Raw genomic sequence first — 14,094 nt, 5'->3', positions numbered from 1 at the left:
GCTCGGCGATACATCCGTCGGACCGGTGGGGCTGGTGTCGTCCCGCCGTCGGCGGGCGTTGCCACCAGCCCCACCGGTCCTGCGGCTGTATCGCGACGAGGCGGGATCAGGCCGCGAGCACGACGCGCAGCTGCTCGATCGCCCAGTCGAGCTCGGTCGCCCGGATGATCAACGGCGGGGCGAGCACGATCGTCGACTCGCCGACCACGTCGACGAGCACACCGCGTGCGACGAGGCGCCGGGCGACCTCGGGGGCGGTGACGACCGCCGGGTCGACGTCGACCCCCGCCCACACCCCCGCGGTGCGGACGGCCACGGCACCCGCTCCGACGAGGGCCTCCACGCGTCCGGCGAGGTGCTCGGCGAGAGCACGGGCCCGGTTCTGCAGCTCGCCCGCCTCGAGCATCTCGACCACGCGGTGGGCGATGGCACTCGCAAGCGAAGACACGGATGCCGGCGCCACGACACCGCCGAGCAGCGCACGGCTCCCGACGACGGCGGCGATGGGGACGATCGCGCCGCCCAGCGCCGGGCCGAGCATGCGGAGATCGGGGGCCATCCCTCCCCCGGCGAGGGCGACGGTGTCGCCGAGCCGGCCGAGGCCGCTGCGGGTCTCGTCGAGGATCAGGGCGATCCCGCGATCGGCGGTCGCCTGCCGCACGGCTTCGAGGTATCCCTCCGGCGCGCCGACGACGCCCGCGCGGGCCTGCACGGGCTCGAGGATGACGGCCGCGACGGTGGCGTCGAGCGCCGCGACGAGCGCGTCCACCTCACCGAAAGGCACGGCGACGGCTCCCGATGCGACGAGCTCGGGGTGCGAGCCGGCCGCGACGACGACGGTCGTCCGCTCCCCCGCACCGAGCACGACGTCGACCGCGACTTGCAGCGCATCGTCGCCGGTGCCGACGGGCAGCACCGCCTCAGCGCCGAGAAGAGCGGCCAGTGCGTCGGCGAAACCGTCGGCACGGTCGTCGGCGACGACGGCGCTCGTCGCGGTCAACCGACCCAGCTGTTCGGTGGCGACGGCGAGCAGGGCGGGATGGCGGTGCCCGAAGGCGAGCGCGGGATCGGCGGTCAGATCGAGGTACCGGCGCCCCTCGACGTCGGTCACCCACGCGCCCTCGGCCGTCGCGGCCATCACCGGCAGCAGCCGCGCGGGTCCCGCGAGGGCGCGCGTCGAGCTGCCGCTTTCATTCGCATCGGGGGCGGCAGGGGGGTCGGCGATCGTCATTCGGGCTCCTGGCTTCGGCGGTCGCGCACGCGGCGGCGGGTCGCCGGGCGGCCGGCATCCATTCTCCCCCGGGCCCTTCGGGCTCCGCTGAGAGACATCGCGGTCCGATTGCGCAAGGTCCTGCCCGTTCGCGGTCGCGCCTGACAGGCTGGAGCCACACCACCGCTAATCGTCGAAGGAGACCCATGCAGCAGCGCACCCTCGGACCGTTCACCGTCTCGGCCATCGGCCTGGGCGGGATGCCCGTCTCGATGAACAACGACAAGCAGATCCCCGACCGGAAGGATGCCGTCGCCACGGTCCACGCCGCACTCGACGCGGGCGTCACCCTGCTCGATACCGCCGACATCTACGCCCCGAGCTGGGACACGATGGGGCACAACGAGGAGATCATGGCCGAGGCCCTGGCCACGTGGAGCGGCGACCGCTCGCAGATCGTGGTGGCCACGAAGGGCGGCATCACCCGCAGCGAGGGCGAGAAGTGGGGCCGCGACGGCTCGCTCGACTACCTGCGGAAGGCCGTCGAGGCCTCGCTCCGCGCGCTCCGCGTCGACGTGATCGACCTGTACCAGTACCACCGCCCCGACCGCTGGATGGTCTACGGCGAGGTCATGGAGAATCTCAAGACCCTGCAGCAGGAGGGCAAGATCCGGGCGGTCGGCATCTCGAACGCGAGCGTCGAAGAGATCGAGATCGCCGAGCAGGTGCTCGGCGCCGGCAACCTCACGAGCGTCCAGAACGAGTTCTCGCCGCGGCACCCGGGAAGCTACGACGAGCTGCGCTACTGCGTCGACCGTGGCATCGCGTTCCTGCCCTGGAGCCCCCTGGGCGGCACGGGCGGTGGCGCACGCTCGATCGGTGATCGCTTCGCCGTGTTCGGCGAGGTCGCCCGCGCCCACGACGTGAGCCCGCAGCAGGTCGTGCTGGCCTGGGAGCTGGGACTCGGCGACACCGTCATCCCGATTCCGGGAGCGCGTCGCGCCGAGTCGATCGTCGACAGCGCGAAGGCGGTCGACCTCGAGCTCTCCGGCGACGAGCGCGCACGCCTGTCGCACTCGGTCGGCATCGACGCCTGATCCGCCGCAGACCGATCGCGACGGCCCGGCCGCCTCAGGCGGTGAGGGGATGCTCGCCGACGACGACATCCGGGTTCATCGGGATGGGGCCGAGGATGCGGGGCTGCCCATCGACCCGCGCCACCTCGACGCCGTTGCGCGCGAGACCCTCGACACTGCAGTCGATCCGCAGCAGCGGCAGCCGCACGTCGGCGTAGACCGTGGCGACGACGTCGGCCACGTCGGCGGGATCGCAGGCCCGGATGTGGCCGCCCGGCTCCCACGGCATGCCCCGTGTCGCGACCTCGTACTCGCCGAACTTCCGGCTCATGCCCCAGTCGTCGGCGATCGCGATGTGACAGACGATCTCGTCCATGGCGCCTCCTTAATGAAACGCCACCGTATCATTCTGCTAACCTGTCGGCATGCCCTCGACCGCAGACCGCCGCCGCGGACGGCCACCCGTCCACGAGCAGGCCGCACGCGACGCCCGCATCGTCGCGGTGGCCGCGCGGCTGTTCGTCGCGGTCGGCTTCCACGCCGCCTCGCTCGATGCGATCGCGCAGGAGGCGGGCGTGACCAAGCGCACGATCTACGACCGGATCGGCGACAAGCCGGCACTCCTTCGCGCCGCGGTGACCGATGTGCACGACTACCTCGAGGTCGAAGCGCGCGACCTCCGGCACGCCTGCACCCTGATCGCGGCGGCGCTGTTCGCCGACCGCGCCGTCGGCCTGCACCGCGCAGCCGTGGCGGTCGCGCTCGACGACCCCGCGATCTCGCGCGCGTTCTACGACGCCGGTCCGCTCGCGGCCCAGCGTTACCTCGCCGCCCACCTGAACGGCGACGAGCGCCGCGCCGAGCATCTCTTCGGGGCACTGCTGGGCGAGCCGCACCGTCGACGCCTCCTCGCCCTCGACCCCGAGCCGGCGCCGAAGGCACTGGATGCCCACGTCACCGCCGTGCTCGACGCCATCGCCTAGAGGTCGCGCACAGCGCCGGGCTCAGCTCAGCGAGAGGCGGAGGCCGGGGCGGACCCGAGCCGGTCGAGCGCGGCGGCGGCACGCGCGGCGGCCGAACGGCGCAGAATGCCGTGGACGAGCAGCACCGCCCCCGCACCGACACCCACGAGCACCGGCAGGCTGAGAGACGGCGAGAACGCCAGCCCGATGACGGCGATCGCGAGTCCCACCGCCCCGAGCCCGATGAACAAGGCCCCGACGAGCGACTCGCGTTCGATCGACAGGCGGGCCAGGATCAGCGTGGGCGCTGCGGCTGCGTCATCCGTCATCCCGCCACGCTACCGAGGCGGCTCCGCAGTCGCACGTCAGATGACCGCCTCGGACCAGTCGTCGGGGTTGCCGAAGCGGTGCGCCGTGATCGTGATCGACTGCTCGTGCACGAACGGCAGCACCTCGATGCGGCCGGCCGTCGTGACCTCGTCGGCGTAGACGGCGACATCCGGGTCGCCGCCGGTCGCCCCCGCGATCGCGGTTCGCAGCTCGGCCACCGCGTCTCGCGACCCGACCAGGCGGATGCGGCCGGGGCGCCGATCCGCCGCGGCGATGCGCTGCAGCCATTCACCGTCCGTCTCGACCGACACCGAGATGTCGACCTCGCCGAGCGCCCGCCGCACCTCGGCCGGCAGGCCCACCGGCGAGCTGAGCGTCACGCCCGACCCGGCCCGCACGCCCGCGACGATCACGCGGAGCACCGCCTGCCAGGTGGCGTCCGACGACGCGCGCACGGCGACGTCGACCGGGCGGTACCGGAACAGGTTCCGCTCGACGCCGAGGCCGGACACGTCGCGCACCTGACCGAACTCCCGGTCCCACGCGACGGCATCCGAGAGCGCACCCCGCCGCAGCCACTCGAACGACTCGTAGTCGAGGGTGGGCTGCGCCGACTCGATGATGGTCGTGATGCGCGAGTCGAGACCGCGCAGGTGCAGTGTGCTGGACGCCGACCCGCTCGAGGCGCGCCACGAACCGAGACCGACGAGGTAGTTCGGTCCCCCGGCCTTCGTGCCCGCGCCCACCGACGACCGCTTCCAGCCGCCGAAGGGCTGACGCTGCACGATGGCACCCGTGATACCGCGGTTGACGTACAGGTTGCCGGCCTCGACCCGGTCGAGCCACGTCGCGAGGTCGGCGGCATCCTGGGTGTGCAGGCCCGCGGTCAAGCCGTAGGCGACCGCGTTCTGCAGCTCGATCGCCTCCTCGAGCGTGCGGGCGTGCATGATGCCGAGCACCGGACCGAAGAACTCCTCGAGATGCGTGCGCGACCCCGGGCTCACCCCGACCTTGACGCCCGGCGACCAGAACCGGCCCGCGGTGTCGTCGCCGAGGTCGAGACGACGCGGCTCGACGAGCCAGCGCTCACCGTCCTCGAGCGAGGTGAGCGCCCACTCGAGCTTGCCCTGGGGCGGCTCGATCACGGGTCCGACCTCGCTGCGCGGATCGGTCGGCGGACCCACCCGCAGCGAACGGGTGGCGTCGACGAGCTGGCGCGCGAACCGCTTCGACCGGCCGACCGGCCCGACGAGGATGGCGAGCGACGCGGCGGAGCACTTCTGACCGGCGTGCCCGAACGCGCTCTTGATGAGGTCGGATGCCGCCAGATCGAGGTCTGCCGAGGGCATGACGATGATCGCGTTCTTGCCGCTCGTCTCCGCCAGCAGCGGCAGCTCGGGCCGCCACGACCGGAACAGCGCCGCCGTCTCCCACGAGCCGGTGAGGATGACGCGGTCGACCGACGGGTGGGTGATGAGGCGTCGGCCGAGATCGCCCTCGTCGATGTCGACCAGCGCGAGCAGGTCGCGGGGCACACCGGCGTCCCACAGCGCCTCGGCGACGACCGCCGCGCAGCGCCGGGCCTGCGGCGCTGGCTTGAAGACGACGCCTGAGCCGGCAGCGAGGGCCGCGAGCACGCCGCCGGCGGGGATGGCGAGCGGGAAGTTCCACGGCGGGGTGACCACCGTGACCGAGGCCGGCTGGAAGACGGCACCGCTCACCCGGTCGAGCTCGCGCGCCGTCGCCGCATAGTAGGCGGCGAAATCGACCGCCTCGCTGACCTCGACGTCGGCTTCGGCCAGCACCTTGCCCGTCTCGGACGCGGCGACCTCGATGAGCTCGGCCCGGCGCGACTCGAGCGCACGCGAGGCCGCGAGCAGCACGGCGCTGCGGTCGGCTGCCGCCATCGCGCCCCAGGCGGATGCCGCCGAGCCGACGCGCGCCACGATCTCGTCGAGCGTTCCGGCGTCGTCGACCCGCGCCGCCGCGATCGTCTCGTCACCGGCCGTGCTGCCGGCGATCCGCGAGAGGATGCCGCGCGCCCACTCCCGATTGACCGCGAGCGCGGGGTCGGAGTCGGGGGTGTTGGCGAAACCAGGTGCCCCGAGTGCCGGTGCGCGGCGCGTCTCGCGGGGCGCGTACACCGCCGTCTCGACGAAACGCTCACCGCCGAACAGGATGTCGTCGTGCTGGCCCAGCGCCGTGGTGTCGTCCGAGCGGCCCGCGGCGTCGGCGATCCCGAGCACCGCCTGCGTGAGGCCGTCGTCGCCGCCGGCGGGGTCGCGCGTGATGCGCTGCGGCGCGATGGGCCGGAGCGAGAGCGTGCGGTCCTGCGTACGGTTGGGCGAACTGGGCAGCGCCGGGTCGGCCGCGCGCTCGAGCGAGGCGAGGAATCGGTCGCGCTCGCGCTCGAACAGGCTCGCATCGGTCGCGAGGTCGAACGCGGCGGAGAGGAAGTTCTCGATCGAGGCGTTCTCCTCCAGCCGGCGGACGAGGTAGCTGATCGCGACATCGAACTCGTCGGGCCGCACGACCGGCACGTACAGCAGGACGTGGCCGACATCGGCCGTCACCGCCGCGACCTGGCCCTGGGCCATGCCGAGCAGCATCTCGATCTCGATGTCGTCGCTCACGCCGCGCTCGCCGGCGAGCAGCCAGGCGTAGGCGATGTCGAAGAGGTTGTGGCCGGCGACGCCGAGCCGCACCGCCGCGCTGCGCTCGGGACGCAGGGCCCGGTCGAGGCAGCGGAGGTACATCGCGTCGGCGTCGAGCTTGCTGGCGTGGGTCGCGAGCGGCCAGCCGTGGATCGTCGCGTCCACGCGCTCCATCGCGAGGTTCGCCCCCTTGACCAGGCGCACCTTGATCCGGCTTCCGCCGGCGGCGACGCGGGCCTGCGCCCACGCCGTCAGCTCGTCGAGGGCGTCCGCGGCGTCGGGGAGGTACGCCTGCAGCACGATTCCCGCCTCGAGGCCCCGGAGGCGCTCGTCTTCGAGCAGGCGGGTGAAGACGGCGATCGTGAGGTCGAGGTCGCGGTACTCCTCCATGTCGAGGTTGATGAAGGTGCCGTCCTCGGCGGCGCTGAGGTACAACGGCAGCAGACGTTCGACCACGTCGGCGACGACCTCGTCGAACGCCCACATCGAGATGCGGCTGACGATCGCCGAGACCTTGACCGAGACGTAGTCGACGTCGTCGCGGCGGATCAGCTCGTGGATGCCCGCGAGCCGGCGGCGGGCTTCGTCCTCGCCGAGCACGGCCTCGCCCAGGAGGTTGAGGTTCAGTCGGGCGCCGGACTCGCGGATCCGGGCGATCGCCGGGCCGAGCTTGTGGGGTCGAGCGTCGACGACCAGGTGTCCGACCATCTCGCGCAGCGCCGTGCGGGCGATCGGCACGACCGGGGTCGGCAGCATCGGGGCGACGGCGCCGCCGACGCGCACGGCCCCGCGGAGGTACCACGGCAGGAACTCGGGGACGAGCGGGGCGACGTGGTGCAGCCGGGTCGCTGCGGCGGTCACGCTCTCGGGGCGCATCACCCCGTCGACGAAGCCGATCGTGAACGGCAGCCCGTTCGGGTCGCGCAGGACTCCGGCGAGGCGCTGCGCTGCGGCATCCGCGGGGAAATCGGCCGACGAGTGCACCCATTTCTGGGCCAGGTCCACCGCCTGTTGGGCGAGGTTGTCGTCGGCGGGGAAGCCCGGCGGGGTGGTGCCGGACGAAACGGTGTCGGACATGCCGTCAGCCTATGTCGCGGCAGCTCTCCCGGGGTGGCGCCTCGCCCGGGCGATCACTCCCAGATGCTGGGCGCCTCGGCACGGGTCGACGGAAGCGCGGTAGCGGCAGCCCATTCGGTCATCCACGGCTCGAGCGGGGGCAGGTCGTCGCGTCGGCCGAGAACGTCGAACAGCTCGTCGAGCGGCACGATGCCACCCGTGCGGCGGAGGAACCGCGACCGCACGACCATCTCGGCGTACACCTCGCCGCGGACGACCGCGCGGTGCACCATGTACACCGACTTGTCGTCGTGCCCGTGCAGGCGCGTCTCGATCGTGAAGCGCTGCCAGAGGTTCAGCGACTTCCGGAAGGTGATCGTGCTGCTCGCGACGACGCCGTACCAGCCCTTCTCCTGGAACGTGTCCCAAATGCCGTTGCGCACCAGCAGGTCGAACCGGCCGAGGTCGAACAGCGAGGCGTAGCGCCCGTTGTTCATGTGCCCGAGCAGGTCGATGTCGGTCGGCAGCGTTCGCAGCTTCACCCGGCCGACCGCCATGAGCGGCCGCGGGCCGTTCCTGCGCAGCTGTCGCTTCGCTCGCCAGATCGTCAGCAGGGTCCGGAGCCACACGTTCACGAGGGCCGACGCTATCGGATGCCCCATGCCCCCACCCGCATCCGTTGTGCCCCTTCCACAACCCCGGCCCCGCCGACCCGCGCGCAAGAACGGAGAATCGCGCGAACATCGGAGGATCTCGCGGGATCGGTCCGAGGTACGCGCGATTCTCCGACGTACGCGCGACGCGCGGGTCAGGCGCGCGCGGTGTCGAGCACGATCACCGCCCATGAGAGAGCAGGCAGTGTCGCTCGCAGCGTGCCCTCGTCGAGACCGACGCCGCGCAGAGGCACGAGGCCGACGGAATCCTGGTCGTGCTCCGTGTTGGCCGACCGCCGGTCGCCGCCCTCGGGAACCGTCAGCACCTCGGCCGACACGACGCCCGAGGCCCCGAGCCCGCGCAGCTCGAGCGACACCTCGGTCTCGGAGTCGAGCGAGCGGTTCGCCACGAACAGCGCGACGCGGCCGGTCGCCTCGTCCCACGTGGCGGCCGCGTCGACGACGTCCACATCGCCGAACTTCGCCGTCGGGGTCTGGTCGGAGTCGACCGCGAGGCGCAGCACACGGCCCTGGGCGAGCTGCGACATGCGGGCGAACGGCCAGAAGATCGACTGCCGCCAGGCCGGTCCGCCCTCCTCCGAGCGGATCGGGGCGATGACGTTCACCAGCTGCGCCTGGTTGGCGATGCGCACGCGGTCGCCGTGGCGCAGCAGGCTGTGCAGGAACGTCCCGACCACGACGGCGTCGGTGACGTTGTAGGTGTCCTCGATGAGGCGCGGGTGGGCGCGCCACTCCTTCGACGCCGAGACGATGTGCGGCTGGTCCTCGGTGTCGAGGCCGCGCTGGTACCAGACGTTCCACTCGTCGAACGAGATGTCGACCTGCTTGCGATGCTTGCCCGCGGCCTTCACCGCGTCGATCGTCGAGACGACGCCGTCGATGAAGGCGTCCATGTCGACGGCCTCGGCGAGGAAGGATGCCGCATCCCCGCCGTCCTCTTGGTAGTAGGCGTGCATCGAGATGTAGTCCACCTCGTCGTACGCGTGCGTGAGGACCGTGTGCTCCCACGAGCCGAAGGTCGGCATCTGCCGGTTCGACGACCCCACCGCGACGAGCTCGATGTCGGGGTCGACCAGGCGCATCGCCTTCGCCGTCTCCTGTGCGAGCCGGCCGTACTCGTGCGCGGTCTTGTGACCGATCTGCCACGGGCCGTCGAGCTCGTTGCCCAGGCACCAGAGCCGGATGTCGAACGGAGCGGCTGCGCCGTTGCGGCGACGCAGGTCGGACCAGTACGTGCCGCCGGCGTGGTTGGCGTACTCGACGAGCGCGCGGGCCTCGTCGACACCGCGCGTGCCGAGGTTGACCGCCTCCATGACCTCGACCTCGGCCTCGCGCGCCCAGTCGACGAACTCGTGGAGTCCGAACGCGTTGGTCTCGACGGTGTGCCATGCTCCGTCGAGCCGGTGCGGACGCTCGGCCACGGGACCGACGCCGTCCTCCCAGTTGTAGCCCGAGACGAAGTTGCCGCCGGGATAGCGGATCACGGTGGCGCCCAGCTCCTTCACGAGCGAGAGGACGTCGCGCCGGAAGCCGCGTTCGTCGGCCTGCGGGTGACCGGGCTCGTAGATGCCGGTGTAGACGCAACGGCCCATGTGCTCGACGAACGAGCCGAAGAGGCGGCGCGGCACGTCGGCCACGGTGAAGTCGCGATCGAGGACGATGCGGGCGCGGGGCATGATGCTCCTGTTCTTTCGGGGTGAGGGGATGCGGACGACGCGTGACGGGCGACGCCGGTCACTGACCGCCGAAACCGGTCGTGGCGACGCCGCGGACGATCTGCTTCTGGAACACCAGGAAGACGATGATCAGCGGCACCGAGGCGAGGACGGCCTGGGCCATGACCTGCGCGTACTGCACGCCGTAAGCGCTGATGACGGTCTGGAGTCCGACCGGCAGGGTCATGAGGGTCGTGTCGTTGATGATGAGGAACGGCCAGAGGAAGTTATTCCACGCGCCGATGAACACGAAGATCGCGACGGCGCCGAGGATCGGCCGCGACAGCGGCAGCACGATCGACCAGAACACCCGGAAGCGTCCGGCGCCGTCGACCCGCGCGGCATCCTCGAGCTCGATCGGCACCTGGTCGAAGAACTTCTTGAGGATGAACACCATCGCCGGCGCGACGACCTGCGGCAGGATCAGGCCCCACGGGGTGTCGACGAGGTTGAAGGCGAGCATCTCGTAGAAGAGCGGGATGATCAGCACCTGCGGCGGGATGACGATCGAGGCGATCACCGCGCCGTAGAGGAACTTCTTGCCGCGGAACTCCAGCCGCGAGAACGCATAGGCGGCCACGGCCGAGATCGCGACGGTGAGGAGGGTGATCACGGCGGAGGTCCAGAGGCTGTTGCCGGCCCAGACCCAGACGTTGCCCTGCGAGAGGATCGAGGTGAACGCCTCGGTCGTGGGCCCGCTCTCGCCCACCCATCCGCCGGCGCCCGATGCGGCATCCGTCTCGGTCTTGAAGGCGGTCGCGACCGCCCACAGGAACGGCAGCAGCCAGCCGATCGCCATGAGGGCGAGGGCGATGAAGGCGACGACGTTGATCGCGCTGAACCGGCGCTGACCGGGCTTGCGGCTTCGCGGATCGGGGGCGACCCCCGGGGCGACGACGGCGCGCGTGGCCGTGGAGCTGGCGGTGACGGCGCTCATGAGTGCTCCTTCCGGCGACGGGTGGCGAGGGCCTGGATGACGCCGATCAGGACGATCACGGCGAAGAAGACGTACGAGATCGCCGCCGAGTAGCCGAAGCGGTACCCGACGAACCCGGACTCGTAGATGTACTGCACGATCGAGCGGGTCGTCTCGCTCGCGATGCCTCCGAGCATCTGGTACGCCTGGTCGAACAGCTTCAGCGAAGCCAGCACCTGCAGGATGACGATGAGCACGGTGACCTGCCCGAGCTGCGGGATCGTGATCGAGAAGAGCTTGCGCCATTCCCCCGCGCCGTCGATGGATGCGGCTTCGTACTGGGTCTCGGGGATGTTCTGGAGGGCCGCGAGGTAGAGCAGGAAGTTGAAGCCGATCGTCCACCACACCGTCGCGACGACGATCGCGAGCATGTTGGTGTCGGGATTCTGCAGCCAGGCGATCGGCTCGAGCCCGAACGCCTCGAGGATGCCGTTGGCCGCGCCGATCTGCGGGTTGAAGATCCACACCCAGATCTGCGAGATGACCGTGGAGGCGAGCAGGTACGGCATGAAGAACGACAGCCGCCAGAGCCACTGCCCGGGCAGGCCGCGCTGCACGAGCAGCGCCATGACCAGGGCGAGGACGACGAGCGGCACGGTCGACAGAACCGTGAACCAGGCGGTGTTGCCGAGCGAGCGCCACATGACGGGGTCGCCGAGCGCTTCGACGTAGTTCGCGATGCCGATGAACGATCCGCCGGCGCCCGTCAGCGACTGGTCGGTGAAGCTCAGATAGAGCCCGTGCAGCAGCGGCCACACGAGGAAGAGGAGGAAGGCGGCGAGGAAGGGCGCGAGGAAGGTCCAGGCGATGCGCTGCTCTCCGCGGTCGCCGACGTGACGGTGCCGCCGCGTGCGGTCGCCGGTGACGATCGTCCGCGTCGCGGCCGTGTCGGCGAGACCGGCGCGGCCGGATCCGGTGTCGAGGGTCATGCGCGGGCTCCTTCCGGTGCGGCGGGGTTCGGCGTCTGCAGGCGCAGGTCGACACCCGCGCGGAAGCGGGCGATCGCCTGAGCCGGGTCGGCGCCCTGGAGCAGGACGTTCTGCACGGCGGCGCCGAAGTCGGCCTGGAAGCGCGAGCCCGAGCCGGTGAACCACGCCGGCGGGTCGTACCGGACGAGCTCGGCGGCCTCGGCGTAGTGCGCCTGCGGCAGCAGGTCGGCATAGGCGGCCGACTGCGTGACCGGGAGGTAGGCGGGGATGTGTCCTGCCCCTGCCCAGTCGAACGAGCCCTTCAGGATGTCGGCGACGAAACGGTAGACGAGGTCGCGGGTCTCCTCGTCGGGTGCGCTCTGGTGCGGCAGCGTGAACGAGTGCGAGTCGGCGTAGACCGACGGGGTGCCGAACACGGCCGGGATGATCGCGGCGTCGATCGGCAGGTTCTGCTGCTGCATCGAGCGCAGTTCCCAGACACCGGTGAGGAACAGTCCGCTGCGACCGGTGGCGAACTCCGCGATCGCGCTCTGGTAATCGGCGCTGCGCGAGGCGATCTCGTCGTCGAGGAGCTGCTGCATGAAGCTGAGCGCCGCGACCGCGGCATCCTCGTCGATCTGCGCCTTGCCGCCCTCGGGAAGCTCGATCTCGAGCCCGTGCTGCGTGTAGAGCGTGTAGAAGAGGCGCCACATCTGCGCGCCGTCGCCGAGGTAGCCGAACGACAACCCGTGCGACTCCGAGACCGCGGCCACCGCCCGTCCGAGCTCGAGGAAGTCGTCGGGCGAGGTGATCGGCGGCAGCTTGCCGTCGCTGTCGAGCACACCCGCCTCGGCGCAGATGTCGGTGTTGTACATCAGGATGAACGGGTGCGCGTCGAGGGCGACGCTGTAGAGGTCGTCGCCGATGAAGCCCTTGCGCCAGATCGCGTCGGTGAAGGTGCTCGCGTCGACGCCGAGGTCGGCCAGGCGCGCGGTGTCCCACGTGTCGAGCAGCCCGCCCGGCGCATAGCCGACGACGCGCGAGGCGTGCATGACCGAGACGTCGGGCGCCCGCCCGCCCGCGGCCGCCATCGCGAGCTTCGTGTAGTACGGCTCGCCCCAGGCGAGCACGGTCGGGCGCACGCGGTAGTCGGACCGCGCGGCGTTGACGCCGTCGATGAGCCCGGACATCGTCACGCCGTCGGCACCGGAGAGCAGGTGCCAGAACTGAAGGGTGCGGGCGCCCGTACCGCCGGGGAGACCGGCGCACGAGGCGAGGAAGGCGGTTCCGGCGAGGGCTGCGGCTCCCGTGAGGAACCGCCGTCTGCTGAGTTCTATGGGTGGGGCCATCGGTCACTCCTTTGTGACGGCACGACATCGTGACAACCAGGGACCCTCATACTTTTACATCGATGTAATCAATGCGCAAGGAAAATCCGGATGCTGCCACCGATGGCGTTCCGCGACGCCATCGGTGCGTCACCGTCGCGCGGAGATGCCGCGGGGCGCGCCATCCGTGCTGGCGCGGGCGACGACGCGATGCGCGATCGCGACGGCGCGGACCGGGATGTCGCGCGCCGCGATGCGCTCCTCCAGAAGCGCCATGGTCGCGCGCGCGAACTCGACCCGGTCGAACGACACGGTCGTCAGCTCGGGCGTGGTGTAGCGCGACTGCTCGATGTCGTCGAAGCCGCACACGAGCACGTCGTCCGGCACCCGGATGCCCGCACGCGCCAGCTCGTGCAGCGCACCCACCGCGATCGAGTCGGTGAAGCAGAGGACGGCGTCGACGTCGACCCCGCGCTCCAGCAGCGTCCGGACGCCGATCGCGCCCGCCTCCATGTTCCACGGCAGGGCGTTGATCTCTCGGCGACGATCGTGCGCGAGACCCGCTTCGTCGAGCGCGTCGCGTACCCCGGCGAGGCGCAGGCGGCTCGTCGCCGTCGCGAGGCCGGCCTGCTCGTCGCCGCCGATCGCGGCGATGCGTCGCGCGCCGCGGGACACCAGGTGCGCGACGGCGTCGCGCGCCCCGGCGCGACTGTCGACGAGAACCCGATCGGTGACGTGCTGCTCGACCTCTCCGATCAGCACGACGGGCGGCAGCCGCTCATCACGGTCGACCACGCTGTCCTCGATGCGGATCGGATTCAGGACGACACCGTCGACGAGGTGCTGTCGCGCCCGTGAGACGAGGTCTCGCTCGCGCTCGGGCTCGAGCGCCGTCTCCTCGATCTGCACCGCATAGCCGCGCTGATGCGCCGCATCGACGAGGTGATGCAGCATCTCGGCGGAGTACGCCGTCGCGAGGTCCGGCAGCGCGATGGCGATGACACCGGAGCGGCCGTTCCGCAGCCCGCGGGCGCTGAGGTTGGGCACGAAGTCGAGCTCGCGCATGGCCGACTCCACGCGCTGCTGCGTCTCGGGACGGACGACCGCGGTGCCCGTCAGCACGTTGGAGACCGTCTTCGCCGAGACTCCGGCGAGCGCCGCCACATCCTTCATGGTGGCTCGGCCGGCTCTTCCCTTCGGCATGA

12 protein-coding genes are annotated in these 14,094 nt (G+C 71.2%); 2 read left to right on the top strand and 10 right to left on the bottom strand.

Features of this window, described 5'->3' with window-relative positions; translation table 11 throughout:
* Positions 1–106: 106 nt before the first annotated feature.
* Entirely contained in the window at positions 107–1,231 is a 1,125-nt protein-coding gene (locus tag CBF90_RS11985; RefSeq protein WP_088380696.1) for an aminotransferase class III-fold pyridoxal phosphate-dependent enzyme, read from the bottom strand.
* Positions 1,232–1,416: 185 nt separating this feature from the next.
* On the opposite strand from CBF90_RS11985, the gene CBF90_RS11980 reads away from it, so the two are divergent.
* Entirely contained in the window at positions 1,417–2,307 is an 891-nt protein-coding gene (locus tag CBF90_RS11980) for an aldo/keto reductase (protein ID WP_023952626.1), read from the top strand.
* A gap of 34 nt (positions 2,308–2,341) precedes the next feature.
* On the opposite strand, the gene CBF90_RS11975 is transcribed toward CBF90_RS11980, so the two are convergent.
* Complete coding sequence (locus CBF90_RS11975; protein ID WP_023952628.1) at positions 2,342–2,662, bottom strand: acyl-CoA dehydrogenase; 321 nt, start codon at positions 2,660–2,662, stop codon at positions 2,342–2,344.
* Positions 2,663–2,711: 49 nt separating this feature from the next.
* Between CBF90_RS11975 and CBF90_RS11970 the strand changes: the two genes are divergently transcribed.
* Positions 2,712–3,269: a TetR/AcrR family transcriptional regulator gene (locus CBF90_RS11970; RefSeq protein ID WP_064956303.1), complete on the top strand. Its 558-nt coding sequence runs from the start codon at positions 2,712–2,714 to the stop codon at positions 3,267–3,269.
* 26 nt (positions 3,270–3,295) lie between these two features.
* Here the strand turns inward: CBF90_RS11970 and CBF90_RS11965 are convergent, their stop codons facing one another.
* The 8 genes from CBF90_RS11965 to CBF90_RS11930 form a co-directional block, all read right to left on the bottom strand.
* Positions 3,296–3,577 carry a hypothetical protein gene (locus CBF90_RS11965; RefSeq protein WP_064956304.1) on the bottom strand — a complete coding sequence of 94 codons (282 nt, stop codon included), beginning with the start codon at positions 3,575–3,577 and terminating at the stop codon, positions 3,296–3,298.
* 36 nt (positions 3,578–3,613) lie between these two features.
* Positions 3,614–7,309: a bifunctional proline dehydrogenase/L-glutamate gamma-semialdehyde dehydrogenase gene (locus tag CBF90_RS11960; RefSeq protein WP_088380695.1), complete on the bottom strand. Its 3,696-nt coding sequence runs from the start codon at positions 7,307–7,309 to the stop codon at positions 3,614–3,616.
* A gap of 53 nt (positions 7,310–7,362) precedes the next feature.
* Positions 7,363–7,923 carry a thioesterase family protein gene (locus CBF90_RS11955; RefSeq protein WP_036305161.1) on the bottom strand — a complete coding sequence of 187 codons (561 nt, stop codon included), beginning with the start codon at positions 7,921–7,923 and terminating at the stop codon, positions 7,363–7,365.
* Between the two features lie 173 nt (positions 7,924–8,096).
* A complete protein-coding gene (locus tag CBF90_RS11950; RefSeq protein ID WP_088380694.1) occupies positions 8,097–9,638 on the bottom strand; it encodes an alpha-N-arabinofuranosidase in 1,542 nt (513 codons plus the stop codon).
* Between the two features lie 58 nt (positions 9,639–9,696).
* Positions 9,697–10,614: a carbohydrate ABC transporter permease gene (locus CBF90_RS11945; RefSeq protein WP_023952635.1), complete on the bottom strand. Its 918-nt coding sequence runs from the start codon at positions 10,612–10,614 to the stop codon at positions 9,697–9,699.
* Entirely contained in the window at positions 10,611–11,582 is a 972-nt protein-coding gene (locus tag CBF90_RS11940) for a carbohydrate ABC transporter permease (protein ID WP_023952636.1), read from the bottom strand. Before CBF90_RS11940 ends, CBF90_RS11945 begins: the two co-directional genes overlap by 4 nt.
* Positions 11,579–12,910: an extracellular solute-binding protein gene (locus CBF90_RS11935; RefSeq protein ID WP_088380693.1), complete on the bottom strand. Its 1,332-nt coding sequence runs from the start codon at positions 12,908–12,910 to the stop codon at positions 11,579–11,581. Before CBF90_RS11935 ends, CBF90_RS11940 begins: the two co-directional genes overlap by 4 nt.
* A 129-nt stretch (positions 12,911–13,039) precedes the next feature.
* The gene (locus CBF90_RS11930; RefSeq protein WP_036305168.1) at positions 13,040–14,092 is read right to left on the bottom strand and encodes a LacI family DNA-binding transcriptional regulator; all 1,053 of its coding nucleotides are present in this window, start codon (positions 14,090–14,092) and stop codon (positions 13,040–13,042) included.
* Positions 14,093–14,094 lie beyond the last annotated feature (2 nt).

Origin of the sequence: Microbacterium sp. AISO3, assembly GCF_002204305.1 — a bacterium.
Taxonomy (GTDB): Bacteria; Actinomycetota; Actinomycetes; order Actinomycetales; family Microbacteriaceae; genus Microbacterium; species Microbacterium arborescens.
The sequence above is the reverse complement of the archived record's forward strand: the minus strand, read 5'-3'. Positions and strand labels throughout refer to the sequence as shown.

Coding starts and splice junctions, on each gene's coding strand:
- CBF90_RS11935 (WP_088380693.1), bottom strand. CDS start 12,910: ATGGCCCCACCCATAGAACTCAGCAGACGGCGGTTCCTCACGGGAGCC.
- CBF90_RS11980 (WP_023952626.1), top strand. CDS start 1,417: ATGCAGCAGCGCACCCTCGGACCGTTCACCGTCTCGGCCATCGGCCTG.
- CBF90_RS11985 (WP_088380696.1), bottom strand. CDS start 1,231: ATGACGATCGCCGACCCCCCTGCCGCCCCCGATGCGAATGAAAGCGGC.
- CBF90_RS11945 (WP_023952635.1), bottom strand. CDS start 10,614: ATGAGCGCCGTCACCGCCAGCTCCACGGCCACGCGCGCCGTCGTCGCC.
- CBF90_RS11960 (WP_088380695.1), bottom strand. CDS start 7,309: ATGTCCGACACCGTTTCGTCCGGCACCACCCCGCCGGGCTTCCCCGCC.
- CBF90_RS11940 (WP_023952636.1), bottom strand. CDS start 11,582: ATGACCCTCGACACCGGATCCGGCCGCGCCGGTCTCGCCGACACGGCC.
- CBF90_RS11970 (WP_064956303.1), top strand. CDS start 2,712: ATGCCCTCGACCGCAGACCGCCGCCGCGGACGGCCACCCGTCCACGAG.
- CBF90_RS11950 (WP_088380694.1), bottom strand. CDS start 9,638: ATGCCCCGCGCCCGCATCGTCCTCGATCGCGACTTCACCGTGGCCGAC.
- CBF90_RS11975 (WP_023952628.1), bottom strand. CDS start 2,662: ATGGACGAGATCGTCTGTCACATCGCGATCGCCGACGACTGGGGCATG.
- CBF90_RS11930 (WP_036305168.1), bottom strand. CDS start 14,092: ATGCCGAAGGGAAGAGCCGGCCGAGCCACCATGAAGGATGTGGCGGCG.
- CBF90_RS11965 (WP_064956304.1), bottom strand. CDS start 3,577: ATGACGGATGACGCAGCCGCAGCGCCCACGCTGATCCTGGCCCGCCTG.